Source organism: Aeromonas sp. 130281, from assembly GCF_056642115.1.
In genome coordinates this window covers 769,723-796,031 of the sequence record NZ_JBWVQS010000001.1, presented here as the reverse complement: position 1 = coordinate 796,031, position 26,309 = coordinate 769,723, and the positions used below count along the sequence as shown (strand labels likewise).

Here is a 26,309-nt window from a genome sequence, read left to right as displayed (position 1 = left end):
TTCATTTTCCCGTCAGGAGTCTCGGGTCACCGTTTACACGGATGTGATCGCCACAGTGCACCTGCTTATCAGCAGTCGAGGATCACCAGTCAACATGTCTTACAAGAACCTCTCCATCGGCAAGAAGATTGCCGTGGTCTTTGCGGTTATCGCCGCCATCAACGTCATATTCGGTCTTTTCCTCGCCAGCGAACTGCGCGGAGTACGGGATCGGGTACTCAATTTTACCGATTCCACCCTGCCGAGCGTGATCTCGGTAGAGAACTTGCTCTACGACGTCTCCTATGTGCGCCGCGCCCAGTTTGCCCTGCTGATGGTCGAGGACGCCGCCGATGTGCAGGCCCGTCGCGGCCGCATCCAGGAGAGCGTGGCCAAGGTGGAGCGCGCCCTTAGCGCCTATGAGGCCACCGTCGGGGCCGAGCATGAGCGCCAGGTGTTCAACCGGGCCAAGCAGCAGTGGCTGCACTACCTGAGCGCGGTCAACCGGGTCGACAGCCTGCTGGTGCAGGGGCTCAAGGAGCAGGCCAGGGACGCGCTGTTCCAGTCCAACGGGAGCTACACCGAGCTGGAGCAGGGGGTCAACGCCCTGGTGGACGTGAACCTCGGCTTCGTCAAGGAGAACCGCGGCAGCCTGCTTGGCAGCGTCAACATGGTGACGACCTTCGCCACTGTGAGCATCGGCGCCCTGCTGCTGTTCATGGGGGTGATGACCTGGTTCCTCACGCGCCAGATCTGCCTGCCGCTGCAGGCCGTGGTCGCCCAGGCCAATGCCATCGCGCAGGGGAACTTGACCCACAGGCTGGATCGCCAGCACATAGGGCAGGATGAGCTGGGCATGCTGGCCAGTGCCTCCCTCAAGATGCAGGACAACCTGCGCGGTCTCATCGAGGAGGTGGTCGCCGCCGTGACCCAGCTGGGGGCCGCCATCGAGGAGGTGAGCGCCGTCTCCGAGCAGTCGGCCCAGGGGATCCAGAGCCAGCAGCAGGAGATCTCCCTGGTGGCGACCGCCATGGCCCAGATGAAGGCGACGGTGGCCGATGTGGCGGGCAACACCGAGGTCGCCTCGGAATCTGCCAGCTCGGCCAATGCCCTGGCCCGTCGCGGCAATCAGGATGTGCAGGGCGCCCTGGTGGCCATCACCCGGGTTGCCGAGGAGATGGAGCAGGCGGGCACCCTGGTGGCGGAGCTGGAGCGCGAATCGGCCCAGATCAATCTGGTGGTGGACGTCATTCGCGGCATCGCCGATCAGACCAACCTGCTGGCGCTCAATGCCGCCATAGAGGCGGCCCGCGCCGGCGAGCAGGGGCGCGGCTTCGCGGTGGTGGCCGATGAGGTGCGCACCCTGGCGGGCCGTACCCAGGCCTCGACCGGCGAGATCGTCGCCATCATCGAAACCCTGCAGGCCCGTGCCAACCAGGCGAAGGCGGTGACCAGCCAGAGCTGCGAGATGATCCGCCAGTGCGTGAGCCAGAGCGAGCAGACCAGCTCGGGGATCCAGCAGATCGAGGAGGCGGTCGGCCAGATTGCCGACATGGCGATCCAGATCGCCAGCGCCTGCGGCGAGCAGGATGCGGTCTCCGACGAGCTGGGCCGCAACGTGGAGCGGATCAACGAGTCTTCCAACGAGGTGGCGACCGGTGCCGATCACACCGCCCGCGCCTGCCTGGAGCTGAGCCAGCTGGCGGCGAGCCTGCGCCAGACCATAGGCCGCTTCCGCCTCGCCTGATGGTGGCGGCTGGCAGAGTAGCAACAAAAACGGGGCCCCAGGGCCCCGTTTGCTATGTCACCGCGAGGGTGCCGGTCTGGCTCAGACGCCGAGGCCGGTTCCCGTGTCTTTCTTGGCGATCAGCTCAATCTTGTAACCGTCCGGGTCTTCCACGAAGGCGATGACAGTGGTGCCACCCTTGACCGGGCCCGGCTCGCGGGTGATCTTGGCGCCGGCGGCGCGCAGGGCGTCGCAGGTGCCATAGATGTCGTCCGCTTCCAGGGCGATGTGGCCGTAGGCGGAGCCCAGCTCGTACTCGCTCACGCCCCAGTTGTAGGTGAGTTCGATGACGGCCTCGTCCTTCTCGTCACCGTAGCCGACGAAGGCCAGGGTGTACTTGTATTCGCTGTTCTCGCTCTTGCGCAGCAGTGTCATGCCCAGCACGCGGGTGTAGAAGTCGATGGAGCGTTGCAGGTCGCCGACGCGCAGCATGGTATGCAGAATTCTCATTGCTCAATTCTCCGGGTTGGTGATTGGTACTGCTTTCAATCTAGGTCTTGAGGTCGGGCAGTGAACGGACAGGAGATCGTTCAGCTCTGCCGGTAGACCTTTTCTTTGTATTCGCACAACTCTTCGAGGATACAGGAGCCACGGCCGTAGACGTGTGCGAGCCAGGCGGGTGGCTGTGGCGGCGCCCCATTGCTCAGCTCTCCGGGTAGACCTTTTCTTTGTACTCGCACAGGTCTTCGATGATACAGGAGCCGCAGCGTGGCTTGCGCGCCAGACAGGTGTAGCGCCCGTGCAGGATGAGCCAGTGGTGCACATCCAGCTTGAACTCGGCGGGCACCACCTTCAGCAGCTTCTCTTCGACCTGATCCACGTTCTTGCCCACCGCGAAGCCGGTGCGATTCGACACCCGGAAGATATGGGTATCGACCGCTATGGTGGGCCAGCCGAAGGCGGTGTTGAGCACCACGTTGGCGGTCTTGCGGCCCACCCCCGGCAGGGCTTCCAGTGCCTCGCGATTTTCTGGCACCTCGCCACCGTGGCGCTCCAGCAGGATGGCGCAGGTCTTGATGACGTTCTCGGCCTTGGTGTTGAACAGGCCTATGGTCTTGATGTACTCCTTCACGCCGTCCACCCCGAGAGCCAGCATGGCGGCCGGGGTATTGGCCACCGGATAGAGCTTGTCGGTGGCCTTGTTGACGCTGACATCGGTCGCCTGAGCCGACAGCAGCACGGCGATCAGCAGCTCGAACGGCGAGCTGAAGTTGAGTTCGGTGGTGGGGTGCGGGTTGTTCTCCCGCAGCCGCTCCAGTATCTCTCTGCGTTTTTGGTTATTCATCGCGTCTCATGTCTGTCTTGGTGCCAGCCCTCAGAGCTGGGTGGTGCGGGCACCGGCTGCGGGCAGGCTGCAGTGCGCCTTGTCGGCACGCTGCTTGCGGCCCATCCAGTCGTTGATGGCGTTCTTGCCGGCGATGAGCAGCCCCAGGCCGATGAAGCCCCCCGGCGGCAAAATGGCCAGCAGCAGGCTGGCATCGGCGTGGAACAGCTCGATGCGCAGGGACCTGGCCCACTCCCCCAGCAGCAGATCGGCGCCGTCGAACAGGGTGCCCATGCCGATGATCTCACGCAGGCCCCCCAGCAACAGCAGCACCAGGGTGAAGCCCAGCCCCATCATGAAGCCGTCGATGGCCGCCAGCAGGGGCGGGTTCTTGGAGGCATAGGCCTCGGCCCGGCCTATGATGACGCAGTTGGTGACGATGAGGGCGATGAAGATGCCGAGCGCCTGATAGAGGCCATAGGTGTAGGCGTTCATCAACAGCTGCACGCTGGTCACCAGGGCCGCGATGATCATCACGTAGACCGGGATGCGAATGTCCTTGGGCACCCAGTTGCGCACCAGGGAGACGGCCAGGTTGGAGCAGACCAGCACCACCATGGTCGCAAGACCCAGCCCCAGGGCATTGGTAAAGGTGGAGGAGACCGCCAGGGTCGGGCAGAGCCCCAGCACCTGCACCAGGGAGGGGTTGTTCTTCCACAGCCCCTGCAGCATCAGCTCCTTGAGCTCCTCGCGGCGGCTGTTGCCCTCATCGGCCGGGCTCTGGCCGTCAATCACATCAACTTGTTCCATTGCTTGTTCCGTTGTATGCGCCATACGGGGCTCCGGTGTCAGGGGGTGGCGTCACAGGAGGGGGCCTCTTGCAGCAGCTCAGGGTGCTCCTGTTGCAGCAGCAGCAGATTCTTCACCGCCTTGACCACGGCGCGGGGGGTGATGGTGGCGCCGGTGAAGGCGTCAAATTCGCCACCATCCTTCTTCACCGCCCAGCTTGCCGCGTTCTCCTTGGTGAGGAACTTGCCGACGAAGCTCTCTATCCAGCTCGATTTTTTCAGCTCTATCTTGTCGCCAAGACCCGGGGTCTCCTTGTGAGCCAGCACCCGCACCGCGCTGATGGCGCCGCTGGCATCTGTGCCGACCACCATGCGAATGGCACCACTGTAGCCGTCGGGGGCCACGGTTTCCAGCGCATAGCCGGTGTGCTCCCCCTTGAGGGTCGCGGTGTAGAGCGGCATGGGCTGATCGCTGCCCAGGTACTCGCGGCTGGTGACCAGCCTGCAGCTGGCCACCAGATCGTTGTCATAGCTCCCCGCCGGCAGCAGGGCCTCCAGGGTGCGCAGCTTCTCCAGCTGTTGCTGGTGGGCGATGCGATCCCGGGTCAGCTCGTTGGTCAGCACCACCATGGCGGTGCAGCCGAGGGCGAACAGGGCCAGGGTGACGCCGTTTTTACGCATGCTCTTTAACATGTTGTGGCTCCGGTTCCGCTGGTATGAGAAGTCAAAGATGAAGTCATTTGCGGCGATCCCCATAGACCTTGGGGCGAGTCAGGCTGTCGATGAGCGGCACGCAGAGGTTGGCGAGCAACACGGCGAAGGCGAAGGCGTCCGGGTAGCCGCCGAAGCGGCGGATCAGGTAGACCAGCACGCCGATCAGCACGCCGTAGATGAGGCGACCCCTGGCCGTGGTGCTGGCGCTCACCGGATCGGTGGCGATGAAGAAGGCCCCCAGCATGGTGGCGCCGCTGAACAGGTGCAGCATGGGGGTGGCGGTAGCGTCCGGCGTGGCCAGATAACCCAGGGTGGCAGACAGCAGCAGGGCCCCCAGCACGGCGGTGGGAATGCGCCAGTTGATCACCTTCTGCTGCAGCAGGAAGAGGCCACCCAGCAGGTAGCCGAGGTTGACCCAGCTCCAGCCAATCCCGCCCCAACCCTCAAACACGGCGTGAGTCATCACTTCGCTGGCGGTGAGCCCCTGGGTCAGGCCCGTCTTCAGGGTGTCGAGGGGAGTGGCCATGGTCAGGCCATCCACCCCCTGCTTGAGCTGCGCCAGGCTGTAGCCGTCCAGGCTGAAGCCGGTGAAGATCACCGAGACGGCGTCCCCAAAGTCGACCCCGTAGGCGGCGATGCTGGAGGGGGGCAGCCAGCTGGTCATCTGGACCGGGAAGGAGACCAGCAGCAGCACATAGGCCACCATGGCCGGGTTGAACAGGTTCTGACCGAGCCCGCCATAGAGATGCTTGGCGATGATGATGGCAAAGGCGGTGCCCAGCACCAGCATCCACCAGGGCAGCAGGGGGGGCAGGGAGAGGCCGATCAGCACGGCGGTGAGGGCCGCGCTGCCGTCCAGCAGGGCCGGTTTGACAGGGCGGCCGCGCAGGCGCAGGACCAGGGCCTCGCAGCCCAGGGCCGTCACCAGGGCCAGCAGGATCTGGATCAGGGTCCCCCAGCCGAAGAACCAGGTCTGGGCCAGGAAGCCGGGCAGACAGGCCAGGATCACCAGCAGCATCAGGGTCTGGGTCTGTCTGCGGTTATGGGCGAAGGGCGCACTCGCGAGATTGAACATGGATCAGTGGCTCTTGTCGGTCGAAGGGGAAGGGGTGTGCGCCGCGGCGTCGGCCGCCAGCTTCTTGGCCTTGGCGCGGGCGATGGCAGCGGCGATGGCCGCCTTCTTGGGGTCGACCTCGGGGGCGGGCTCAGCCACCGGCTCGCTCGGGGCGGCCTGCATGTCGCTCACGGCGTCACTTGAGGGGACGGGTGCCTCGGGCGCGACCTCGGTGGCGGCCGCCAGCTTCTTGGCCTTGGCGCGGGCGATGGCAGCAGCGATGGCGGCCTTCTTGGGGTCGACCTCGGGGGCGGGCTCGGCCACCGGCTCGCCCGGGGCGGCCTGCGTGTCGCTCACGGCGTCACTTGAGGGGACGGGTGCGTCGGGCGCGACCTCGGCGGCGGCCGCCAGCTTCTTGGCCTTGGCGCGGGCGATGGCAGCCGCGATGGCCGCCTTCTTGGGATCGGCCTCGGCAGCGGGCTCGGCCACCGGCTCGCTCGGGGCGGCCTGCATGTCGCTCACGGCGTCCCTTGAGGGGACTGGCGCATCGGGCGCGACCTCGGCGGCGGCCGCCTTCTTGGGGTCGACCTCGGCAGCGGGCTCGGCCACCGGCTCGCCCGGAGCGGCAGCCGTGTTGCTGGCCTCGTCACCGGCAGCCTGGGCAGCCTTCTTGGCCTTGGCGCGGGCCAGGGCGGCGGCGATGGCGGCCTTCTTGGGGTCGGCCTCGGGGGCGGGCTCAGCCACCGGCTCGCCCGGGGCAGCAGCCGTGTTGCTGGCCTCGTCACCGGCAGCCTGGGCAGCCTTCTTGGCCTTGGCGCGAGCCAGGGCGGCGGCAATGGCGGCCTTCTTGGGATCGGCTTCGGCAACGACAGCCGTGCCGGCATCATCCGGCTGTGCGGTCTCGACCGCCTTGGCGGCGCGGCGCGCCAGCGCCTCCTGCTTGCGCGCCTCGCGGGCGGCCATCATGGCGGCGTTGTCCGGCGGAGTCTCTGCGCTGGCGGCATCCTGCTTGGCCTTGAGGCGGGCCAGGGCGGCGGCGACGGGATCATCCCCCCCGGCCGCGGCCATGGCCTGGCGACGCTGGGCGGCGGCCTCGGCGTGGCGAGCCTCCCGCGCGGCCTTGTCCCGCTCGAAGCGGGCCTGCTTGGCCTCGAAGCGCTGCTTGGCGCGCTCCGCCTTCTCGTGCTCGGCACGGACCTCGCGGATGTCATCCTTGGCAATCTTGTAGTACTGCACCAGGGGGATCTCGCTCGGGCAGACCCAGGCACAGGCCCCGCACTCTATGCAGTCGAACAGGTTGAGCTTCTCGGCCTTGTCATACTCCTTGACCCGGCTGTACCAGTAGAGCTCCTGGGGCAGCAGGTTGGCGGGGCAGGCGTCGGCACAGGCGCTGCAACGGATGCAGGCCTGTTCCGGGCCGGGGGGCGGCAGCTCGGCGCGGGTGGGGGAGAGCAGGCAGTTGGTGGCCTTGACCACGGGCACCATGGCATGGGGCAGGGTGAAGCCCATCATGGGGCCCCCCATGATGACCCGCTGATCCGCCTCCGGTTGCAGCTCGAAGCGTTGCAGCAGCCAGCGCACCGGGGTGCCGAGGCGTACCCAGGCATTGCCGGGCTTTTTGAAGGCGTCGCCGGTGAGGGTGACGATGCGCGAGATGAGCGGCTCGCCGTCGATGATGGCGCGCTTGATGGCGAACACGGTGGCGACGTTGAGCACCATGATGCCCATGTCGACCGCCCGGCCTCCCTTGGGCACCTGGCGTCCGGTGAGCAGCTCTATGGTCTGCTTGGCACCGCCGGAGGGGTACTTGGTCGGCACCGACTTGACCAGCACATCCTCGTCTGTGGCATGGCGGGTCAGGGCGTCGATGGCCGCCGGCTTGTTGTCTTCCACCCCGATCAGGGTGAGCTTGGGCTTGAGCAGGTGCTTGAGCACCCGGATGCCGTCCATGATCTCGTCGGCATACTCCTGCATCAGGCGATCGTCTGTGGTGATGTAGGGTTCGCACTCCAGGCCGTTGACGATCAGGATCTCGGTGAGCTGGCCGCGGCCATCGAGCTTGCTGTGGGTCGGGAAGACGGCGCCACCGAGCCCAGCGACGCCCGCCTGCTGGATGCGCTCGAGCAGTTCGCCCCGCTCCAGATTCCAGTAGTCGGGTTGGGGGTTGCGCTCACCCCAGGCATCTTCCCCGTCCGGGGTCAGGATGACGCAGAGATCGTCCAGGCCCGAGGGGTGCGCCACCGTGTGTTGTTCGATGGCGGTGATGGTGCCCGAGGTGGAGGCGTGCACCGGCACTATGCGACCCTTGTCATGACGGGTCAGCGGTTGGCCCTTCTTGACCCTGTCACCCACCCGTACCAGCAGTTCGCCGGCCGGGCCCGCGTGCTGGCGCACCGGTATGATGAGCTGGGGGGGGAGACCCGCGTCCACGACGGGGGTCAGGCTGGACTGGTGCTTGTTCTCGGGAGGATGAATGCCACCGTGAAAATCCCAGAGGGTGCCGGCTTTGATGCGTTCTAGCAGATGCTGCATGGTTACTCCGCTGTTTATTCCACTATCTTGACCGGAATGGCGACCTTGGCCAGATCCCATTTCCAGTTGTCGACCGTGGTCGGCACCGGGATCATCTCGATACAGTCGGTCGGGCAGGGGTCGACGCAGAGATCGCACCCGGTGCACTCGGCCGCGATGACGGTGTGCATCGCCTTGGTGGCGCCGAGGATGGCATCGACCGGGCAGGCCTGGATGCACTTGGTGCAACCTATGCACATGTCCTCGTGAATGAAGGCGACCTTCTTGACGGGGACGGCCGCTTCGTCGCCACCGTCCAGCGGCTGGGGCTCGACCCCCATCAGATCCGCTATCTTGCGCATGGTGGTATCGCCACCGGGCACGCACTTGTTGATCTTGTCGCCGTTGGCCAGGGCCTCGGCGTAGGGCTTGCAGCCCGGGTAGCCGCACTGGCCGCACTGGGTCTGGGGCAGCAGGGCATCTAGCTGGTCGACGATGGGGTCGGCCTGCACATGAAACTTGACGGCGGCATAGCCCAGAATGATGCCGAAGGCCAGGGCCAGCAGGGCCAGCACCAGGATGGCAAAGAGTATGTGAGTCATAGCGCTATATCTTGATGAGGCCGGTAAAGCCCATGAAGGCCAGGGACATCAGGCCGGCGGTGACCATGGCGATGGAGACGCCGCGAAAGGGGGCAGGCACGTCGGCGGCCACCAGACGCTCACGCATGGCGGCAAACAGGATCAGCACCAGCGAGAAACCGCAGGCAGCCCCGAAGCCGTAGATGATGCTCTGGATGAAGTTGTGACGCTCGTTGATGCTCAGCAGCGCGACGCCCAGCACGGCGCAGTTGGTGGTGATGAGGGGCAGGAAGATGCCGAGCAGGCGATAGAGGGTCGGGCTGCTCTTGCGGATCACCATCTCGGTGAACTGCACCACCACGGCGATCACCAGGATGAAGCCCAGGGTGCGCAGATAGGCGATGTCCAGCGGGATCAGGATATAGTGCTCCATCAGATAGGAGCAGGCGCTGGCGAGCGTCATCACGAAGGTGGTGGCCAGTCCCATGCCGATGGCGGTTTCCAGCTTGCCGGAGACGCCCATGAAGGGGCAGAGGCCGAGAAACTTCACCAGCACGAAGTTGTTGATCAGCACGGTACTGACCAGTAAAAGCAGGTACTCAGTCATTGACGATGGGTTTTCCGGTGTGAAGGCGGCAGTATTATCTGATGTTAGGTGCCTTTAGACAACCGCAAGGCCGTATGGTTATTATTCGGGGGCCCAATTCATGGAGGCATTGTGCGCCCGTTACCCATACTGACCCTCACCCTGGCCATGCTGCTCTGGTCCAGCTCCTTTATCGCCCTTAAACATGTGCTGGAGGTCTGGTCCTTCGGTCAGGTGCTGTTTATGCGCATGGCGGTGGCATCGGGCTGCTGGCTGCTCTGTTACCGTCACCTCGGCAACTTCCACTATCAAAAAGGGGATTGGCGCTGGCTGGCCCTGATGGGCGCCCTGGAGCCCTGCCTCTATTTCCTGCTGGAGGTCAATGCCCTGCGCTACACCAGTGCCGGGCAGGCGGGCATGGTCTGTGCGCTGCTGCCCCTGATGGTGGCCCTGGTGGCCTTCGTGCTGCTGAGGGAGCGGGTGAGCCGCCGCCAGCTGCTGGGTTTTGCCATCGCCATCTGTGGCATCGCCCTGCTGGGGCTGGCCGAGGGGGCGGATGAGTTCGCTCCCAACGCCCTGCTCGGCAACAGTCTGGAGATGGGGGCCATGCTTTGCGCCGCCACCTACTCGGTGGTGTTCAAGAAGCTCTCCAGCCGCTACGGCGTGCTGACCCTGACCGCTCTGCAGGCCTTCGTCGGCACCCTCTTCTTCGCCCCCTTCGCCTTCAGTGCCCCCTGGCCTGCAGCCTGGGCCTGGCAGGACATGGGGGTCATCCTCTTCCTCGGCGCCTTCGTGACCCTTGGCGCCTACCTGCTCTACAACTGGTCGGTGACCCAGGTGAAGGTGACCCTGGCGGCCGCCTATGTGAACCTCATCCCGGTCTTCACCCTGCTGCTCGCCTATCTGCTGCTGGGGGAGACGCTGGGTGCCCTGCAATGGGTTGCCTGCGCCGCCGTGCTGGCCGGCATCGGGGTCGGTCAGTTGCCAGCGGGCAAAAACCGGGTACGCAGCGCCGCCGCCCAGAGTTGACTTTCCCCCGATCGGCTACAGTCTGGACAGGGACCTATGCTGGCCATGAAGGAGCCACACCATGAGCGACATGAAGTTGCTGGCCGAGGCCAAGACCTTGTTGAGCCACCACCCTTTTACCCTGGCCGATGCCAGAGCCCTGGAGGCCCTGGAGGAGGCGGCGGTGGGGGAGGAGGGGCTCTGCATCGCCGAGTTGTGGGAGCTGGCCCTGGGTCAGGCCGACGAGGAGGCGAGGCACTATCTGCAGGGAGGGGATTGACGCCTCTTGGCGTGTCTTGGATGAGCAAAAAACAACGCGGGGCCTGGCCCCGCGTTGTTTTTGGATGGTGCGCACCGAGCTCAGATGGAGAGGCTCTTGACGGTGTCCGAGACCGAGTTGGCGTCCTCGATGATCTCCTTGATGACGTCGGCGATGATGTTGGCCTGATCCTGCCCCGCCACCGCCTTGCCTGAGACGACGGAGACGGTCTGGGTGATCTTGGAGGTGATGTCGGAGTTGTGCTTGATGACGGAGACGATCTCGTTGGTGGAGGTCGAGGTTCTGGCCGCCAGCTGCCTCACCTCGTCGGCGACCACCGCAAAGCCCCGGCCCTGCTCGCCGGCCCTGGCCGCTTCGATGGCGGCATTGAGTGCCAGCAGGTTGGTCTGATCCGCGATGCCGCTGATGGTGGAGATGATGGACTCTATGCTCTTGGATTGCTGATTGAGCAGATCTATCTGATTGCTCACCTCGTTGACCGAGGTGTTGATGTGGGAGGAGGTCTCCAGCACCTTGTCGATCACCTCGCGCCCCTTGGCGGCACTGGCGACGGTTTCGCTGGCGATGGCGCAGGCCTTCTGGGCCGCCTCCCGGGTGGAGATGGATTTTTCCACCCGCTCCGTGATGTCGCTCGCCAGCTTGATGATTTTGACCACCTTGCCCTCGTGGTTGAAGATGGGATTGTAGGTCGCCTCCAGCCAGATCTTCTCCCCGCGGTGACCAAGGCGCATGAAGAGTCCGGACTTGATGTCCCCCGAGCCGAGATCGCGCCAGAAGTTGGGGTTTTTCTGGTAGAACTCGGGGTCGCAGAACTGGCGGTGGTGTTTGCCGACCACCTCCTCCAGCCGGTAGCCGAAGCAGTGGAGGAAGTTCTGGTTGGCGGTGATGACGGTGCCATCCGGCTGGAAGTCGATCACTGCCAGGGATTTGTCGAGCGCCGCCAGCAGGGCCTGGGTACGCTCGAGGGAAGACTGCTGCTGGGTCACGTCCGAGGCGACCTTGGCGACGCGTGCCACCTTGCCATCGATCATGATGGGGAAATAGGTGGCCTCCAGCCAGACAGCCTTGCCCGATTTCGACTGGCGGATGAAGCGGCCGTTGCGGGAGATGCCGCCGCGCAGATCCTGCCACAGGCTCTCGTAATCACGGGTCTTGACGTCCTCCGGGAAGCAGAGCGCACTGTGGTGCTTGCCAATCACCTCCTCCCGTTGAAAGCCCACGATCTTCAGAAAGAGGTCGTTGACGAAGGTGACCGTGCCGGCCGGAGTGAACTGGATGAAAGGCACCTGGGACTGGATGGCCTGCTCGAAAGCCCCCAGCTCCGCCATCTTCACCACCTGTTCACTCGCTTCCTTGCTTGCTTTGTGATTCCAGAACATACGGAGCTCCTCCATGAGACCCTTGAATGACAGACCGACAGTAATCTGAGTGAATTAACAATAACATTGCTGCTTGATGAACCTTAATCGACTCCGCATCGACTTTTTGAATATTTATTTTCAATCCCGATTTATGTTCCCTCGGCACAGGGCGTCGGATGGCATCGTCCACATGCCGGCCACGGGGCACTGCCAGCCGAGCCGAGAGTGGCATGAAGGCGGCGCCATTGGCACTGTCGGTGGTGTGACCCTTTGGTGTCGGTGTGCGGGCAGTGGTCATCCCGTGGAAAACGGGCCTGTGCACCGGGCAGGGGGGGGATTATTTTGACTGCTGGAGGGTGTTTATCTTCTTGTTCAGCGCCTCCATCTCGTTCTGGTATTGGCGCGCCACGCCCTGCATCCCGGGAGAGCGTACTCTGTCCTCAAGATCGCTTGTCTCGGTCGTCGCCCTCTGGTCATTGCGCTCACCGGCTATCTCAGGGGGTATCTTCTGATCCCTGGCGCCCATCCCGGTGCGCAGGGCCTCAAGCTGGCGTTGCTTCCGACCGCTGGCCAGGTTCTCCTCTATATCCCGGGTTCGCTTGTTCGCCCGCTCGACCTCCTCGGGCGAGGGGGTGAAGATGTTCATCCGCACCGGCTCGCTGTCACCGGTGCAGGGAATGTCGCTGAAGGTGATGTTGCCGTTGACGGTGCATTTGTAGACCTCGGCAGAGAGCGGGGTGGCCGCCATCAGCAGGGCGAGGCAGATGACCAGGGTGCGTGACATAGACTCCTCCTTGAATCCTCCCCTTGCACACTAGTACATGGTGCCGGGTCAGACAATCGCCCCCGACACCCGCAATGAAAGTGAGGGGGTGCCCGTGTCGCCCTGTCCTCTTCTCCTGCACGCAGGGTGTCCGGTTGCCGTGCCAAACGGCGGGATGTTGGCCGGTTTTCCCGGCAGTTCAACACATCAGAGCACCATAGCGGGCCACAATGAGGTATCTTATGCCCCGATTTCATCCATTTAACGGATCCGAGACCCCTATGATTATCAAACCCAAGGTTCGCGGCTTTATCTGCACCACCACTCACCCGGTCGGTTGTGAAGCCAATGTTCGTCGCCAGATCGCTTACACCCAGGCCAAGGGCACCATCGAGAATGGTCCCAAGAAGGTACTGGTGATCGGCGCCTCCACCGGTTATGGTCTGGCCTCCCGGATTGCCACTGCCTTCGGTAGCGGCGCCGCCACCATTGGCGTCTTCTTCGAAAAGCCGAGCTCCGAGACCAAGACGGGCTCCGCCGGCTGGTACAACTCCGCCGCCTTCGACAAGGCCGCCAAAGAGGCGGGCCTCTACGCCAAGAGCGTCAACGGCGATGCCTTCTCCCACGAGTGCCGTGCCAAGGTGATCGAGCTCATCAAGCAGGATCTGGGTCAAATCGATCTGGTGGTCTACTCCCTGGCCTCCCCGGTGCGCAAGATGCCGGACACCGGCGAAGTGGTGCGCTCCGCCCTCAAGCCCATCGGCGAGGTCTACACCTCCACCGCCATCGACACCAACAAGGATCAGATCATCACCGCCACCGTCGAGCCGGCGAACGAGGAAGAGATCCAGAGCACCATCACCGTCATGGGCGGTCAGGACTGGGAGCTGTGGATGGCTGCCCTGCGTGATGCGGGCGTGCTGGCCGACGGCGCCAAGTCCGTGGCCTACTCCTACATCGGCACCGATCTGACCTGGCCCATCTACTGGCACGGTACCCTGGGCCGCGCCAAGGAAGATCTGGACCGCGCCGCCGCCGCCATCCGTGGCGATCTGGCCGCCAAGGGCGGCACCGCCCACGTGGCCGTGCTCAAATCCGTGGTGACCCAAGCCTCTTCCGCCATTCCGGTGATGCCGCTCTATATCTCCATGGCCTTCAAGATCATGAAGGAGAAGGGCATTCACGAGGGCTGCATGGAGCAGGTGGATCGCATGCTGCGCACCCGTCTCTATGGCGAGGAGCTGGCACTGGACGAGCAGGCCCGCATCCGCATGGATGACTGGGAGCTGCGTGAAGACGTGCAGCAGACCTGCCGCGATCTCTGGCCCTCCATCACCACCGAGAACCTCTGTGAGCTCACCGACTACGCCGGCTACAAGCAGGAGTTCCTGCGCCTGTTCGGTTTCGGTCTGGACGAGGTGGATTACGATGCGGATGTGAATCCGGACGTGACGTTCGACGTGGTCGAGCTCTGAGCCTGACCATGTGACGACAGGGCCCTGCGGGGCCCTGTTTTTTTGCCGCTCATTCAAGCTGTTGCCGCAGGTTTATTATCCGCGATCACCTTTTTCCCCGACCAAACCCGCTAGTCTTGCGCTGTTTGGATCACATGACGGCATTGCCGAGGAAGGGAAGCCATGACCACATCAACCGAGGCGCCCAAGAAGCGCCAACTCCCCACCGTTTATACCCTGCTTTTCATCATCATCGCCCTGATGGCGGCCCTCACCTGGGTGCTGCCGGCGGGCAAGTACAACTACCTGACGGCCAAGACCCAGCAGCCGGTGGCGGCGGCCGCCGTGGCCGACTACAGCGGCGACGAGCGGTTGTTGCCGGTGCCCGGCAGCTACACAGAGCTGCCCGCTCAGCCGCAAGGGGTGTTCGAGGTGCTAAAAGCCCCCATTCAGGGCTTTCACAAGGCGGCCGACGTGGCGCTCTTCGTGCTCATCATCGGCGGCTTTCTGGCGGTGACCATGCAGAGCGGGGCGCTCGATGCCGGGGTGGGGGCCATAGTGCGCGCCTTCGCCGGCCGTGAGCGGCTGCTAATCCCCGTGCTGATCGCGCTGTTTGCTCTTGGCGGCTCCACCTTCGGCATGGCGGAGGAGACGGTGGCCTTCTGGGCGCTGATCGTTCCTGTGATGATGGCCGCTGGCTTCGATCGCATGGTGGCGGCGGGGATCATCCTGCTCGGCTCCGGGGTCGGGGTGCTGGCCTCTACCGTCAACCCCTTTGCCACCGGTATCGCCTCCGGTTTTGCCGGCATTCCCATCGGGGAGGGGATTGGTTTGCGGGTCATTCAGTGGCTGCTGCTGGTGATCTTCGCCTCCTGGTTCGTGATGCGCTACGCCAAGCAGGTGCAGCAGGACAAGTCCCGCTCCGTGCTGGCCGACATCGTCTATGACGACGAGTTCTCCCAGATGAAGAGCGGCAACCTCGCCTTCAGCGGCAAGCAGAAGCTCACCATGCTGGTCTTCTTCGGCACCTTCCTGCTGATGATCTATGCGGTGGTGCCCTGGTCGGATCTGGGGATCGATCTGTTGCCCACCCTTGGCTGGTGGTTTGACGAGCTCTCCACCCTGTTCTTCAGCGCCTCCATCCTGATTGCGCTGATCAACCGGATGCCCGAATCCAATTACGTGGCGACCTTCCTCAACGGGGCGCGAGATCTCATCGGGGTGGCCCTGGTAGTCGCGGTGGCGCGGGGCATCTATGTGGTGATGGAGCAGGGCGTCATCATAGACACCATTCTGCACTGGGCCGAAGGGCTGGTGAGCGGGCTGTCGTCGTCGGTCTTCATCCTGATGGCCTATCTGGTGCACATCATCCTGAGCTTCTTCATCCCCTCCACCTCGGGGTTGGCGACCGTCTCCATGCCGCTGATGGGGCCGCTCGCGGACTTCTCCGGCATCTCCCGGGATCTGGTGATCACCGCCTATCAGTCCGCCTCCGGCTGGATCAACCTGTTCGCCCCCACCGCCGCCCACCTGGTGGCCGGTCTGGCGCTCGCCAGGATCCCCTACGATCGCTTCGTGCGCTGGGTGCTGCCTTTTATCATCGGCGTCGCCCTCATCACCATGGGGGTGCTGGTGGCCGGGGCCCTGCTCCACGGCTGATGAGTCGGGCGCAAACGCCAGACAGCAAAAAGGCTCCCGAGGGAGCCTTTATCATGGGCGGAGCTTACTGCTTGTAGCCCTTGAGGAAGCGGGCGAGGCGGCCGATGGCCTCTTCCAGCTCCTCTTCCCGGGGCAGGAACACCAGGCGGAAGTGATCCGGTGCGGGCCAGTTGAAGCCGGTGCCCTGCACCAGCAGCAATTTTTCCTGCTGCAGCAGATCGAACACCATCTTCTGGTCGTCGCGGATGTCGTACACCTTGGGATCCAGGCGCGGGAACATGTAGAGCGCCCCCTTGGGCTTGACGCAGGAGACCCCGGGGATCTCGTTCAAGAGCTCCCATGCCTTGTCGCGCTGGCGGCGCAGGCGGCCGCCCGGCAGGATCAGCTCGTTGATGCTCTGATAGCCACCAAGCGCGGTCTGGATGGCGTGCTGCATGGGCACGTTGGCGCACAGCCGCATGGAGGCCAGCATCTCCAGCCCCTCGATATACCCCTTGGCGCGGCCCTTGGGCCCTGTGATGACCATCCAGCCCTGGCGGAAGCCGCAGGCGCGGTAGGCCTTGGAGAGGCCGTTGAAGGTCACCACCATGACGTCGTCGCACAGGGTGCAGACGCTGGTGTGGGAGATGTCGTCGTAGAGGATCTTGTCGTAGATCTCGTCGGCGAAGATGATGAGGTTGTGCTGGCGGGCGATCTCGATCACCTCTAGCAGGAACTCGCTGCCGTAGACGGCGCCGGTCGGGTTGTTGGGGTTGATCAGCACCAGGCCGCGGGTGCGCGGGGTGATGCGGGCGCGGATGTCGTCCAGATCCGGATACCAGTCGGCCCCTTCATCGCAGCGGTAGTGCACCGCATGACCACCGGAGAGGGTGACGGCGGCGGTCCAGAGCGGGTAGTCGGGGGAGGGCACCAGCATCTCGTCGCCGTTGTTGAGCAGCGCCTGCATCGCCATCACGATGAGCTCGCTCGCGCCGTTGCCGATGTAGATGTCGTCGATGTCGACCTTGCGCATCCCCTTTTGCTGGTAGTACTGCATCACCGCCTTGCGGGCCGAGAAGAGCCCCTTGGAGTCGCAGTAGCCCTGGCTCAGGGGCATGTTGAGGATCACATCCTTGATGATCTCCTCCGGCGCATCGAAGCCGAACGGGGCCGGGTTGCCGATGTTGAGCTTGATGATGCGGTGGCCTTCGTCCTCGAGACGGCGGGCCTCTTTATGCACCGGGCCGCGAATGTCATAGCAGACATCGTCGAGCTTGTGCGACTTGTCGATAGTGAACATGGTGAGCGTGATTCCTTCCCCTGGGGGCGCGTTGGCAGAAAAGCTGTTTTTAGTATCAAATTTCTCTACCCCTATTCTTCACAGAATTGAATGCTAGAACAATCTAATTTATGGAATAAATCCCTGATATTTACCCCTGAAACAGGGTTGCCAGTCTGTTAAATTCAGCAGGATCGTTTGCCTCTCTCGCGAGAGACTAGTGAAAGATGAGGGGGAGGTTCATAAAGCAGCAAGAGTGTATTGAATTATCCACCCCATCTGGCACGATTGGCTGGGGTAAAAATCTGCTCCAACCCCTGCTGCCGGCCAAGGGCGCGCGCAGCCCAGGGCGTCCTTTCATCCTGTCGTCGAGGATCTTCATGCACGCACCCGCCACCGGTCGCTACCGCCACTTCAAGGGGGGTTACTATCAAGTGCTCGCCCTGGCCCTGCACACCGAAACCCAGGAACAGCTGGTTGTCTACCAATCCGAGCAGGATGGACAGGTCTATGCCCGCCCGGTCGCCATGTTCATGGAGTGGATTGAGCATCAGGGGCAGGTGGTGAGCCGCTTCACGCCTGTGGCATGAGCCTGGTAAAGCGACATGAAAAAAGGCGCCTGAGGCGCCTTTTGCATTGGTATTCTGTCTTACAGGCCCAGATTGGCTCTGGCATAGGCCTCGAAATCGGTGCAGCCACCGATGTGCTGCTCGTCCAGGAAGATCTGCGGCACCGTGGTGACGGGCTTGCCCGCCTTGGCGGCGAGATCGTCCTTGGTGAGCCCGGCGACGTTGATGTCCACATAGCGGAACTCGAAGTCATCGCGCTCCTCGGTCAGCTGCTCGGCAATCTGCTTGGCACGAACGCAATAGGGGCAACCCGGGCGACCAAAAATTTCTACAAACATCTTTTCTCTCCGTTAGATAAGGCCGTTGAGACGAGGCTGGCGACAGCATAGCCTCGGCTCCTGGCCAGTCAAAGCTGAAAATACCGATACGCCCATTCGCCGTGCTCGATTGCACCCCGGAAAGGGGTCGGCACCTGGCGCGGCAATCTGGATTGGCGGCGAGGGGAGTTCCCTCCTCGAGCCAGCCTTACTGCTCGGCAATCTGGATGGGCTGCTGCTGATAGATGCTCTCCAGCACACCCTTTTCGAAGACGGTCCAGGGCCAGGGGGCCTTGCTGGCGCGGTAGCGCTCGTGGGTGGCCGGATCCTGGGAGAGGCCGCGCTGGAACATCACGAAGGCCTTGCGCTGACCACCGGCGGTGTCGATGAAGCCAGCCAGGTTCGAGGTACCAGTAATGGTGCCCGTCTTGGCGTGCACCTTGTTCTTCATCATGGGGGCGGTGACACTGCGTCGCCAGGCCAGGGTGCCGTCCACCTGGGAGCTCGGCAGCAGCTTGATGAAGTCGAGCTGGGCGTCGTTCTTCTGGATGAAGTTCAGCACCGACAGCATCTGGCGAGCGCTGATGAGATTGTGGGCGGAGAGACCGGAGCCGTCGGCCAGGGTGGCGTTGCCCAGATCGATGCCGTTCTTGGTCAGGATGGCGCGCACCGCCATGGTGCCGCTGCGATAGCTGCCCGGCTTGTTGTAGTAGTGACGACCCACGGTTTTGAGGAAGGTGTCGGCGTAGAGGTTGTCGGATTTTTTCAGCATCTTGGAGAGCATCACCGGCAGGGAGACCGAGTAGTGGGTCGCCAGCGTCTCGGCGCCAACCGGTGTCTTGTGGGTGACACGCAGCAGGCCGTCGTGGCTGATCCCGGCACGGTTCATGGCCCAGCGGATGTTGTCCCAGCCCCAGGCTTCCACGTCGTGGATGGCAAAGCGCAAGCCTTGCGGCTCCTTGTTCGGGGTGATGCAGCCCTTGAGCTCATAGAAGTTGCCCTTGGCCATGTCCACTTCCAGGGCGCAGAACTGGCGCGCCATGTCCCCATAGCTCATCACCTCCACGTTGTCGGCACCGATACCGATGGGGACGCCGGTGGCGACGTTGCCCACCGCGGGTTTGCCAATCTGGGTGGCGGTGACGGTGCCGTAGGCGCAGTTCTTGTCGATGATGACAGAGGAGACCGGGGCCGCGAAGCAGAGGGTCTGATCCCCCCAGGACCAGCCGTTGCCGCGCTCATAGCCGTTGTAGGCGCCGGTGTTGACATAGACATTGCCCTGAATGCGGGTGACCCCGAGCTGCTTGAACAGGGCCACCAGATCCATCCGCGACAATGTGGGGTCGCCGACGAAGTTGATCCAGATGTCGCCGTTGATGGTGTTGCCCTGCCTGGCGCCAGCCTGGGCCTGGATATCGGTGGCGAAACGGAAGTCGGCGCCGAGCTCGAGGCGGGCGGCCAGGGCGGTCAGCACCTTCATGGTGGAGGCGGGGGCTATCATGTCGTCGGCGTGACGGGCAAACTCCACCCCGTTGTTGCCCTGGACTATGATGGCGTACTGGCCCCCCTTGGGCGGGGTCAGCGGGGTGGCCTGGGCCACCAGGGAAAAGAGAGCACAAAAACCAATCAACAACCGCTGCATAAGATCCTCTAACTGAACGAAGGGCGCCGGCAGTGCGATGCGCCCCTGATAATCAAACCTGGTGACTGTCATTTGCCTGCCAGATGGCGTGGCTAGGCAAAGGCGTTGGCAGTCCGGTACCGCCCTTCATAATCAAAAATTTTCTCCTTCACCTGCCAGAAACGCCCCGACTTGCGGGCGATGACGAAATCCGGGTGACGGAACTGGCTTTGCGCAGCCAGCACGCTTGCCATGGCGGTGAATTCGGGCTCCAGGCCCGGGGCGGGCCAATGATGACGCACAAAGCGTTGTTGAAACAAGCGCCGTGCACCGCTGGTGTGAAAGGCGAAGTACTCCGTCAGGGTGAGACCGTCCTCATCGTGATAGGTCACCTCCAGCCGCTCCCCCTGTTTGCCGCGCCCGGCACTCAGGGTCAGCCCCGCGCAGCGGATCACCATGCAGTCCTTGAGATTGAGCGCCTCCTTGAGCTTGTCGTCAGGATCTACCAGCAGCTGATCGCAGCTCTGGCAGCGGCGGGCGGCGATGTCGTTTTCGGCGCCGCAACCGGGACAGATCTTGGCGCGAAAGCGATAGTCGCACTCCTCGCGGTGGCCCTCGTCATCTTCAAACAGCCCCTGACAGCGGCGGCCGTAGTGCTCGACCACCTTGCCCTCCTCGTCGGTCTTGCCCCAGAAGGTGTTGGCAAAGCCGCAGGCGGGGCAGGGTACCTGCACCGGCTCTGTGCCGGCGTGGGGTCTGGGCTCCCCTACCTCGGGGGCGAACAGGTTGAAGTTGTTGCCCGCGTAGTCGAGCACCAGACAATCGCTCTTGCCCGGCGAGAGGCGCAGGCCCCTGCCCACAATCTGCTGATAGAGCGACACCGACTCCGTGGGTCTGAGCATCACGATGAGATCCACATGGGGGGCATCGAAGCCGGTGGTGAGCACCGCCACGTTGACCAGAAACTTGATCTCCCGAGCCTTGAAGGCGCTGATGAGGGCATCGCGCTCCGGCCCCGGCGTCTCGCCGGTGACGAGGGCCGCGATCTGGGATTTGGCCTGCAGCAGTCCCTGAATTTCCCGGGCGTGCTCGACGGTGGCGGCGAAGATCATCACCCCCTGGCGCTCGGCCGCATACTCCAGCACCTGGTTCAGGATATGGGGGGTGACCCGCTGCTGGCGCTTGAGCTCGCCGTTGAGATCCGCCTCGCTGAACAGGCCGTTCTCCCGCGCTACCAGCTTGCTGAAGTCGTAATGGACTATGGGGGCATCGATCATGCGCGGCGGCGTCAGGTAGCCGTTTTTCACCATGAAGCGCAGGGGCAGCTCGAACACGCAGTCACCGAACAGCCGCTCCCCGTGGCTCTTCACCATGCCGTGGTAGTGGCGTCGATAGATCCAGCCCAGCCCCAGCCGATAAGGCGTGGCGGTGAGGCCGAGGATCTTGAGGGCGGGATTGGCGGCCTTGAGGTGGTCCAATACCTGATGGTACTGGCTGTCGTCATCTAGCGAGACCCGGTGGCACTCATCGATGATGAGCAGCGAGAAGGCGCCGTCGAAGGCATCCAGATTGCGCGCCACCGACTGCACCGAGCCGAACACCACCTGGGCGCTCGCCTCCTTGCGTGCGAGCCCGGCGGCAAAGATGTCGGCCTTGAGCCCCCAGGCCTCGTACTTGGCGTGGTTCTGCTCCACCAGCTCCTTGACATGGGCCAGCACCAGCACCCGGCCGCGGGCCTTGCGGGCCAGCTCGGCGATCACCAGACTCTTGCCCGCCCCTGTGGGCAGCACCACCACGGCGGGATCCGGGTGCTTGCGAAAGTGGCTGATCACGGCGTTGACGGCGTCGGTTTGATAGGGTCTGAGAACGAACATGAGGGTGTGGCGTGTGGACATGGTGCGGCGCAGGATGGCGCCATTATAGGGATCTTGGGGCCACAAAAACAGCGGGCCGGCATGATGCCGGCCCGCAGGTACCACCAAGGTGCTTAGTGGAAGGGGAACAGGTAGTTGAGCCAGCTGCCCATGCGCAGCAGGATCTTGCGCATGATGGCCACGTGGTGCATGTGTTCGGTATAGATGGCGGCCTGGCCGCTGGAGCCGGCGATCACCTGATACTGGGACCAGTCTGGATCCGTGATGCGGATGAGCACCGGCAGGCGACCCGGTTGCTGCGCCGAGTTCTGGTCCAGCAAGGGGGCGTTGGCCTGTATGTTGCCGGGTGCCATGGCCGGGATGATGGCCTCGACCTTGCCCTTGAAGATGCGGCCCGGGGCTCCATCGATGACCACTTCAGCTTCGTCACCCGCCTTGAGGCGTTGCATGCTGTTCTGCCAGAACCAGCCCACATAGAAGTTCTCGTCCTTGTGAACGAAGGTCATCACGGGGCGATAGAGGTAGGGGGTGGCCACCATGCCGGGGCGCAGGGCCATTTGCAGCACATAGCCATCCGAGGGGGCATAGACCACTGTCTGCTCCAGGTTGTACTGCGCTTCGCCCAGTTGGGCCTGCAGATCGTCGATGGTCGCCTTCTGCTGATCTATCTGCGCCGTGATGTCATCGACGTTGGCCTGTGTCACATCCAGATCGCGCTGCTTGCCGATACCACGGCGCATCAGCTCTTTCGCCCGATCCCGGTCAAGCACCGCAGAGCGCAGCCTGGCGCTGATGGAGTTGAGGCTCTCCTTGCTGGCGGTGAGACGGGCGGCCAGACTGTTGACCTTCTGCTCGAAGCGCACCGGATCTATCTTGAACAGCACGTCGCCTTGCTTCACAGCCTGGTTGGGCTGGACGGGGACCTCGGTCACTCGTCCCTTCACCAGAGGCACGACGGGGGTGGAAACGTAGTAATTCCGGGCCGTCTGGGCATAGGGGTGGTTGTAGTTCATCAGGGTGATCAGGGCCCCGATGATGATGACGCCACCCAGCACGGCGGTCGGTACGGTCCACTTGTTGAGCGGGATCTTGAAGATCTTGAAAATCCCTACACAGATGGCCGTATAGGTGAGAATAAGTAGCAAATCCATGGAGGGTTACCTATTTTTCAGTCTGTTCGAGCGTGGTCATACGGGCCTGCAGAGCGGCAAGTTCCTGCTTGAGAGCGTTGATTTCGTCTTCGTCTTTTTCAAGACGCTGACTGAACCCCCAGCCGCGATCGGGGCGATAGAGCGTGGCCCAGATCCAGAGGAAAGGCCAGAGTACGTGCAGGGTGAACAGGCTGACCCAGCCGGCCACATGAATGGCATCCTGGTGGGGGTGATTGCGATGCTTGGCGATTTCATACGGAATGTCGTGGATGACGATGACTCCATAGAACATGATCAAGACGACGAACACCAATATTCCCAGGGCAATGTAGTCAAGTACCATCGATTTCTCCCATCTAAGTCGCGAGGCCATACCCGGAGCCTGGCATTCACAATAATCGGCTCATGATGACAGCATATTAGCAGATCGCAAGAGTGCAATCGGGGAGTTAGCTTGCCAGTACAGGCTAGGTTAACCGGTTGGTTATTTAACATGCACCGTCTAAATATTTCTATAAAATCAAGCAGGAAAGAGATTCGTATGTCTCGTAACAGAAAGGATGCGCGATGGAAAGGCGATACAGGATGAACCTCTGGCTGGGGCTGCTGCTCATGCTTGCCCAGACCACGACGGCATGGGCCGCCGAACCCAGGCTGGAGCCAACCGAGCAGGAGAAGGCACAGACCCTGGTGCTGCTCCATGAACCCATCGTCATGCTCCAGGCCAAGTTTGGCAGTCTGGACGGGGCGGGCAGGGTTCGGCTGGTGCAGGAGCGGATCAAGCAGATGCAGGCCTCCGATCTTGAACAGCCGGTGACCCTGGTGAGCGCCAGGCGCTTCGGGCAGGACAGCCGGGAGTTTCTGGTCAATGGCAAGCGGATCCTGGTGCTGGTGGAGGGGGATCTGGAAGCCCTCGACGAGCTGAGCCTGGATCAGGCGAGCGAGCGGGTCCGCCAGCGGCTCGACAAGGTACGGCTCAAGTACCTTGAGCTGCACTCTACCCCCTATCTGGTCAAGGCCAGCGGCATGGCGATCCTGGCCAGCCTGATCTTCTTCGGCCTCATCTGGGCGCTGCAATGGGGACATAGACGGCTCAGGAAGTGGCTCGCCAATCGCCTCCTGCTGCAGAAGGGATTGATCCCCCACCAGTGGCGTCAGGTGGCGGGCAACGTGGAGGTCCGCTTGCTCGGCCTGCTGACCCTGTTGCTGGTCTTCATGCTCACTTATGGCTGGCTCACCTATGTGCTTGGCCTCTTCCCCCAGACCCGGGCCTGGAGCGAGCGGCTGGGAGACTCCCTGTTTGCCCTGTGCGGCGACATGCTGGAGGGCATGATTGCGGCCATGCCGGGCCTGGTGACAGTGCTGCTGATCGCCATCATCACCCGCTTCTTCATCCGGATGCTGGCCATCCTCTTCGATCGCATCGAGCGGGGGCAGTTTCGCGTGCAGGGGCTGCATGCCGAGACCATAGGGGCCACCCGGCGGCTGCTCTCCGTGGTGATCTGGCTGTTTGCCCTGACCGTGGCCTACCCCTATCTGCCCGGTGCCGACTCCGACGCCTTCAAGGGGATCAGCGTCTTCTTCGGTCTCATGGTGACCCTGGGGTCGGCGGGCATCATGAACCATGCCATGAGCGGCCTGGTGCTCATCTACTCCCGCGCCCTGCGGCCCGGCGATCTGGTGCAGATTGGTGAAGTTGAGGGGATGGTGAGCGAGCTCAATGCCCTCTCCACCAAGCTGGTGACCCGCCAGGATCACGAGGTGACCCTGCCCAATGCCGTGGTGGTGGGGGGCAAGGTGGTGAACCTGACGCGGCTGGCGGGGGAGAAGGGGGTCGCACTGCTGACCAAGGTGACTATCGGCTACGATGCGCCCTGGCGTCAGGTGCACGCCATGCTGGAGCTGGCGGCCCGCCGCTGCACCCTGCTCAACCAGTCCGAGCCGCCCCTGGTGCGCCAGCTGAATCTGCAGGACTGGTATGTGGAATACGAGCTGCAGGTAAGGATGAAGGCGGACCTGCTCCCCGCCGTGGTCAAGACCGAGCTTCACGGCCATATCCAGGACGTGTTCAACGAGTTCGGGGTGCAGATCATGTCCCCCAACTTCATCGCCCAGCCGGAGCAGGCGGTACTGGTGGCGAGGGAACATTGGTACCAGGCGCCCGCCGAGGCGCCCGGGACGACCAGCAAAGGGTAGCTCCCCGGAAAATGAAGAGGCCCGGCAGCAATGCCGGGCCTCTTGTCATGGGGAAAATGCAGTCTCGGGACTCAGCTCTCCTTGGCTTCCCTCAGCTGGGAGGGTCTGAACTTCACCAGGAAGGCCAGGGTGATGAGGGCGGTGCTCACCAGGCCTATGATGGTGGAGACGTTCATCGCCAGCCCGAAGCCGATGGGGGCGTTGGCCAGGTAGGTGATCACCACGGCGGTCATGAAGATGGCGGGTATGGTGCAGATCCAGTGCAGCTTGCCCTCCTTGATGAGGTAGGCGGCGGCGGCCCACAGCATGATGACGGCTGTGGTCTGGTTGGCCCAGCCGAAGTAGCGCCAGATCACCCCGAACTCGGCCTTGGAGATGATGAAACCGAGGATGAACATGGGGATGGCGATCAGCAGTCGCTTGGCCAGCGGCTTCTGGGTCATCTTCAGGAAGTCCGCCACTATGAGGCGAGCGCTGCGAAACGCGGTGTCACCTGAGGTGATGGGCAGGATCACCACGCCGAGGATGGCCAGGATGCCGCCCACTGTGCCGAGCAGGCTGGTGGAGACCTCGTGTACCACGGCCGCCGGGCCGCCGTTCGCCATGGTGGCGTTGAGCGCCTCCGTGCTGTCGTAGAAGGAGAGACCCAGGGTGCACCAGATGAGGGCGATGATCCCTTCACCTATCATGGCGCCGTAGAAGATGAAACGGCCGGACTTCTCGTTCTGCATGCAGCGCGCCATCAGCGGTGACTGGGTGGCGTGGAAGCCCGATACCGCGCCGCAGGCGATGGTGATGAACAGCAGCGGCCAGAGCGGCAGCTCGGTCGGGTGCAGGTTGGAAAAATCCATCCCGGTGTTGTAGAAGCCTTTGCCGGAGACGATGAGGCCTATGATGAGGCCGACCGACATGAACACCAGCAGGGCGCCGAAGATGGGGTAGAAGCGGCCGATGATCTTGTCGATGGGGACTATGGTGGCGAGGATGTAGTAGGCGAAGATCGCCACTATCCAGTAGACCAGATCGGTGGAGGTGAGGTTGGCCAGGAGACCCGCCGGGCTCAGCACGAACACCACACCCACCAGCATCAGCAGCACCACGGCAAAGAGGTTCATGAAGTGCTTGGCGGCGGTGCCGAGGTGCTCGCCGACCACGGTCGGTACCGAGGCGCCCCGGGCGCGTACCGACAGCATGCCGGAGAAGTAGTCGTGGACCGCGCCGGCGAAGATGCAGCCGAACACTATCCAGAGCATGGCGACCGGGCCGTAGAGGGCGCCCAGGATGGGGCCGAAGATGGGGCCGACGCCGGCGATGTTGAGCAGTTGCACCAGGTAGACCTTCTTGTCCGACATGGGGACATAGTCCACTCCGTCCGCCATGGTGATGGCGGGGGTCTTCAGTTCGGGCTTGGGCCCGAATATGCGCTCGACGAATTTGCCGTAGATGAAGTAGCCGGCGACAAGTAAGCCGACACAGAGGAAGAACCAGATCATTGCTACGCTCCTGCTTTGTTATTGTTTGGTGTGCGCAGCCAG

24 protein-coding genes and 1 pseudogene are annotated in these 26,309 nt (G+C 63.3%); 7 read left to right on the top strand and 18 right to left on the bottom strand.

Going from position 1 to position 26,309, the window contains the following annotated elements:
• The first annotated feature begins 94 nt into the window (after positions 1-94).
• The gene (locus AC1IN8_RS03450; RefSeq protein ID WP_247626744.1) at positions 95-1,726 is read left to right on the top strand and encodes a methyl-accepting chemotaxis protein; all 1,632 of its coding nucleotides are present in this window, start codon (positions 95-97) and stop codon (positions 1,724-1,726) included.
• Positions 1,727-1,807: 81 nt separating this feature from the next.
• Here the strand turns inward: AC1IN8_RS03450 and gloA are convergent, their stop codons facing one another.
• The 8 genes from gloA to rsxA all read right to left on the bottom strand — a co-directional run bounded on the left by gloA (position 1,808) and on the right by rsxA (position 9,284).
• A complete protein-coding gene (gloA, locus tag AC1IN8_RS03445) occupies positions 1,808-2,215 on the bottom strand; it encodes a lactoylglutathione lyase (protein ID WP_025326535.1) in 408 nt (135 codons plus the stop codon).
• Between the two features lie 193 nt (positions 2,216-2,408).
• Positions 2,409-3,050, bottom strand: coding sequence for an endonuclease III (nth, locus tag AC1IN8_RS03440; RefSeq protein WP_139434134.1), 642 nt, complete (start codon positions 3,048-3,050; stop codon positions 2,409-2,411).
• Between the two features lie 30 nt (positions 3,051-3,080).
• The gene (locus AC1IN8_RS03435) at positions 3,081-3,839 is read right to left on the bottom strand and encodes an electron transport complex subunit E (RefSeq protein WP_162519109.1); all 759 of its coding nucleotides are present in this window, start codon (positions 3,837-3,839) and stop codon (positions 3,081-3,083) included.
• A 38-nt stretch (positions 3,840-3,877) separates the two neighbouring features.
• Complete coding sequence (gene rsxG, locus AC1IN8_RS03430; RefSeq protein ID WP_041205416.1) at positions 3,878-4,510, bottom strand: electron transport complex subunit RsxG; 633 nt, start codon at positions 4,508-4,510, stop codon at positions 3,878-3,880.
• Between the two features lie 43 nt (positions 4,511-4,553).
• Positions 4,554-5,606 carry an electron transport complex subunit RsxD gene (gene rsxD / locus AC1IN8_RS03425; protein ID WP_042648615.1) on the bottom strand — a complete coding sequence of 351 codons (1,053 nt, stop codon included), beginning with the start codon at positions 5,604-5,606 and terminating at the stop codon, positions 4,554-4,556.
• 3 nt (positions 5,607-5,609) lie between these two features.
• Complete coding sequence (rsxC, locus tag AC1IN8_RS03420; RefSeq protein ID WP_479758071.1) at positions 5,610-8,117, bottom strand: electron transport complex subunit RsxC; 2,508 nt, start codon at positions 8,115-8,117, stop codon at positions 5,610-5,612.
• Between the two features lie 14 nt (positions 8,118-8,131).
• Positions 8,132-8,698, bottom strand: a complete 567-nt coding sequence (gene rsxB, locus AC1IN8_RS03415; protein ID WP_247626740.1) for an electron transport complex subunit RsxB — start codon at positions 8,696-8,698, stop codon at positions 8,132-8,134.
• 4 nt (positions 8,699-8,702) lie between these two features.
• Positions 8,703-9,284 (bottom strand): electron transport complex subunit RsxA, encoded by a 582-nt coding sequence (gene rsxA / locus AC1IN8_RS03410; protein WP_005326871.1) that lies wholly within the window; start codon positions 9,282-9,284, stop codon positions 8,703-8,705.
• A 111-nt stretch (positions 9,285-9,395) separates the two neighbouring features.
• On the opposite strand from rsxA, the gene AC1IN8_RS03405 reads away from it, so the two are divergent.
• Both AC1IN8_RS03405 and AC1IN8_RS03400 read left to right on the top strand, forming a co-directional pair.
• Positions 9,396-10,292 carry a DMT family transporter gene (locus AC1IN8_RS03405; protein ID WP_479758070.1) on the top strand — a complete coding sequence of 299 codons (897 nt, stop codon included), beginning with the start codon at positions 9,396-9,398 and terminating at the stop codon, positions 10,290-10,292.
• Positions 10,293-10,353: 61 nt separating this feature from the next.
• Positions 10,354-10,551, top strand: coding sequence for a hypothetical protein (locus AC1IN8_RS03400; RefSeq protein WP_139434130.1), 198 nt, complete (start codon positions 10,354-10,356; stop codon positions 10,549-10,551).
• 80 nt (positions 10,552-10,631) lie between these two features.
• Here AC1IN8_RS03400 and AC1IN8_RS03395 read toward each other — a convergent pair whose 3' ends face one another.
• From AC1IN8_RS03395 to AC1IN8_RS03385, 3 genes and pseudogenes are all read right to left on the bottom strand, one after another.
• A complete protein-coding gene (locus tag AC1IN8_RS03395; RefSeq protein ID WP_479758456.1) occupies positions 10,632-11,021 on the bottom strand; it encodes a methyl-accepting chemotaxis protein in 390 nt (129 codons plus the stop codon).
• A 150-nt stretch (positions 11,022-11,171) separates the two neighbouring features.
• Positions 11,172-11,879, bottom strand: a pseudogene (locus tag AC1IN8_RS03390) (PAS domain-containing protein); the annotation flags it as partial.
• 370 nt (positions 11,880-12,249) lie between these two features.
• Complete coding sequence (locus tag AC1IN8_RS03385) at positions 12,250-12,696, bottom strand: DUF4124 domain-containing protein (RefSeq protein ID WP_479758069.1); 447 nt, start codon at positions 12,694-12,696, stop codon at positions 12,250-12,252.
• 260 nt (positions 12,697-12,956) lie between these two features.
• Between AC1IN8_RS03385 and fabV the strand changes: the two genes are divergently transcribed.
• Both fabV and AC1IN8_RS03375 read left to right on the top strand, forming a co-directional pair.
• Positions 12,957-14,150, top strand: a complete 1,194-nt coding sequence (gene fabV, locus AC1IN8_RS03380; protein WP_202045139.1) for an enoyl-ACP reductase FabV — start codon at positions 12,957-12,959, stop codon at positions 14,148-14,150.
• Positions 14,151-14,312: 162 nt separating this feature from the next.
• Positions 14,313-15,788 carry a YfcC family protein gene (locus AC1IN8_RS03375; RefSeq protein ID WP_479758068.1) on the top strand — a complete coding sequence of 492 codons (1,476 nt, stop codon included), beginning with the start codon at positions 14,313-14,315 and terminating at the stop codon, positions 15,786-15,788.
• A 64-nt stretch (positions 15,789-15,852) separates the two neighbouring features.
• On the opposite strand, the gene AC1IN8_RS03370 is transcribed toward AC1IN8_RS03375, so the two are convergent.
• Positions 15,853-17,067, bottom strand: coding sequence for a pyridoxal phosphate-dependent aminotransferase (locus tag AC1IN8_RS03370; RefSeq protein ID WP_029300366.1), 1,215 nt, complete (start codon positions 17,065-17,067; stop codon positions 15,853-15,855).
• Between the two features lie 359 nt (positions 17,068-17,426).
• Between AC1IN8_RS03370 and AC1IN8_RS03365 the strand changes: the two genes are divergently transcribed.
• On the top strand, positions 17,427-17,636 hold the full coding sequence (locus AC1IN8_RS03365; RefSeq protein ID WP_005326862.1) for a DUF1653 domain-containing protein: 210 nt from the start codon (positions 17,427-17,429) through the stop codon (positions 17,634-17,636).
• 59 nt (positions 17,637-17,695) lie between these two features.
• Here the strand turns inward: AC1IN8_RS03365 and AC1IN8_RS03360 are convergent, their stop codons facing one another.
• The 5 genes from AC1IN8_RS03360 to AC1IN8_RS03340 all read right to left on the bottom strand — a co-directional run bounded on the left by AC1IN8_RS03360 (position 17,696) and on the right by AC1IN8_RS03340 (position 22,921).
• Positions 17,696-17,953: a GrxA family glutaredoxin gene (locus AC1IN8_RS03360; RefSeq protein ID WP_010674029.1), complete on the bottom strand. Its 258-nt coding sequence runs from the start codon at positions 17,951-17,953 to the stop codon at positions 17,696-17,698.
• Positions 17,954-18,140: 187 nt separating this feature from the next.
• Positions 18,141-19,574 (bottom strand): D-alanyl-D-alanine carboxypeptidase/D-alanyl-D-alanine endopeptidase, encoded by a 1,434-nt coding sequence (gene dacB / locus AC1IN8_RS03355; RefSeq protein WP_479758067.1) that lies wholly within the window; start codon positions 19,572-19,574, stop codon positions 18,141-18,143.
• A gap of 92 nt (positions 19,575-19,666) precedes the next feature.
• Positions 19,667-21,427, bottom strand: a complete 1,761-nt coding sequence (gene radD, locus AC1IN8_RS03350; RefSeq protein ID WP_479758065.1) for a DNA repair helicase RadD — start codon at positions 21,425-21,427, stop codon at positions 19,667-19,669.
• 113 nt (positions 21,428-21,540) lie between these two features.
• Positions 21,541-22,578, bottom strand: coding sequence for an HlyD family secretion protein (locus tag AC1IN8_RS03345; RefSeq protein WP_479758064.1), 1,038 nt, complete (start codon positions 22,576-22,578; stop codon positions 21,541-21,543).
• A 10-nt stretch (positions 22,579-22,588) separates the two neighbouring features.
• A complete protein-coding gene (locus AC1IN8_RS03340) occupies positions 22,589-22,921 on the bottom strand; it encodes a DUF3302 domain-containing protein (protein WP_202045145.1) in 333 nt (110 codons plus the stop codon).
• Positions 22,922-23,145: 224 nt separating this feature from the next.
• On the opposite strand from AC1IN8_RS03340, the gene AC1IN8_RS03335 reads away from it, so the two are divergent.
• Complete coding sequence (locus AC1IN8_RS03335) at positions 23,146-24,774, top strand: mechanosensitive ion channel family protein (RefSeq protein ID WP_479758063.1); 1,629 nt, start codon at positions 23,146-23,148, stop codon at positions 24,772-24,774.
• Between the two features lie 71 nt (positions 24,775-24,845).
• Here the strand turns inward: AC1IN8_RS03335 and AC1IN8_RS03330 are convergent, their stop codons facing one another.
• A complete protein-coding gene (locus AC1IN8_RS03330) occupies positions 24,846-26,267 on the bottom strand; it encodes a carbon starvation CstA family protein (protein WP_139434120.1) in 1,422 nt (473 codons plus the stop codon).
• Between the last annotated feature and the right edge of the window lie 42 nt (positions 26,268-26,309).

Coding starts and splice junctions, on each gene's coding strand:
- AC1IN8_RS03345 (WP_479758064.1), bottom strand. CDS start 22,578: ATGGATTTGCTACTTATTCTCACCTATACGGCCATCTGTGTAGGGATT.
- gloA (WP_025326535.1), bottom strand. CDS start 2,215: ATGAGAATTCTGCATACCATGCTGCGCGTCGGCGACCTGCAACGCTCC.
- rsxC (WP_479758071.1), bottom strand. CDS start 8,117: ATGCAGCATCTGCTAGAACGCATCAAAGCCGGCACCCTCTGGGATTTT.
- AC1IN8_RS03360 (WP_010674029.1), bottom strand. CDS start 17,953: ATGTTTGTAGAAATTTTTGGTCGCCCGGGTTGCCCCTATTGCGTTCGT.
- AC1IN8_RS03450 (WP_247626744.1), top strand. CDS start 95: ATGTCTTACAAGAACCTCTCCATCGGCAAGAAGATTGCCGTGGTCTTT.
- radD (WP_479758065.1), bottom strand. CDS start 21,427: ATGTTCGTTCTCAGACCCTATCAAACCGACGCCGTCAACGCCGTGATC.
- AC1IN8_RS03375 (WP_479758068.1), top strand. CDS start 14,313: ATGACCACATCAACCGAGGCGCCCAAGAAGCGCCAACTCCCCACCGTT.
- AC1IN8_RS03330 (WP_139434120.1), bottom strand. CDS start 26,267: ATGATCTGGTTCTTCCTCTGTGTCGGCTTACTTGTCGCCGGCTACTTC.
- AC1IN8_RS03435 (WP_162519109.1), bottom strand. CDS start 3,839: ATGGAACAAGTTGATGTGATTGACGGCCAGAGCCCGGCCGATGAGGGC.
- rsxB (WP_247626740.1), bottom strand. CDS start 8,698: ATGACTCACATACTCTTTGCCATCCTGGTGCTGGCCCTGCTGGCCCTG.
- AC1IN8_RS03385 (WP_479758069.1), bottom strand. CDS start 12,696: ATGTCACGCACCCTGGTCATCTGCCTCGCCCTGCTGATGGCGGCCACC.
- AC1IN8_RS03335 (WP_479758063.1), top strand. CDS start 23,146: ATGGAAAGGCGATACAGGATGAACCTCTGGCTGGGGCTGCTGCTCATG.
- AC1IN8_RS03370 (WP_029300366.1), bottom strand. CDS start 17,067: ATGTTCACTATCGACAAGTCGCACAAGCTCGACGATGTCTGCTATGAC.
- fabV (WP_202045139.1), top strand. CDS start 12,957: ATGATTATCAAACCCAAGGTTCGCGGCTTTATCTGCACCACCACTCAC.
- rsxG (WP_041205416.1), bottom strand. CDS start 4,510: ATGTTAAAGAGCATGCGTAAAAACGGCGTCACCCTGGCCCTGTTCGCC.
- AC1IN8_RS03400 (WP_139434130.1), top strand. CDS start 10,354: ATGAGCGACATGAAGTTGCTGGCCGAGGCCAAGACCTTGTTGAGCCAC.
- dacB (WP_479758067.1), bottom strand. CDS start 19,574: ATGCAGCGGTTGTTGATTGGTTTTTGTGCTCTCTTTTCCCTGGTGGCC.
- nth (WP_139434134.1), bottom strand. CDS start 3,050: ATGAATAACCAAAAACGCAGAGAGATACTGGAGCGGCTGCGGGAGAAC.
- AC1IN8_RS03365 (WP_005326862.1), top strand. CDS start 17,427: ATGCACGCACCCGCCACCGGTCGCTACCGCCACTTCAAGGGGGGTTAC.
- rsxD (WP_042648615.1), bottom strand. CDS start 5,606: ATGTTCAATCTCGCGAGTGCGCCCTTCGCCCATAACCGCAGACAGACC.
- rsxA (WP_005326871.1), bottom strand. CDS start 9,284: ATGACTGAGTACCTGCTTTTACTGGTCAGTACCGTGCTGATCAACAAC.
- AC1IN8_RS03340 (WP_202045145.1), bottom strand. CDS start 22,921: ATGGTACTTGACTACATTGCCCTGGGAATATTGGTGTTCGTCGTCTTG.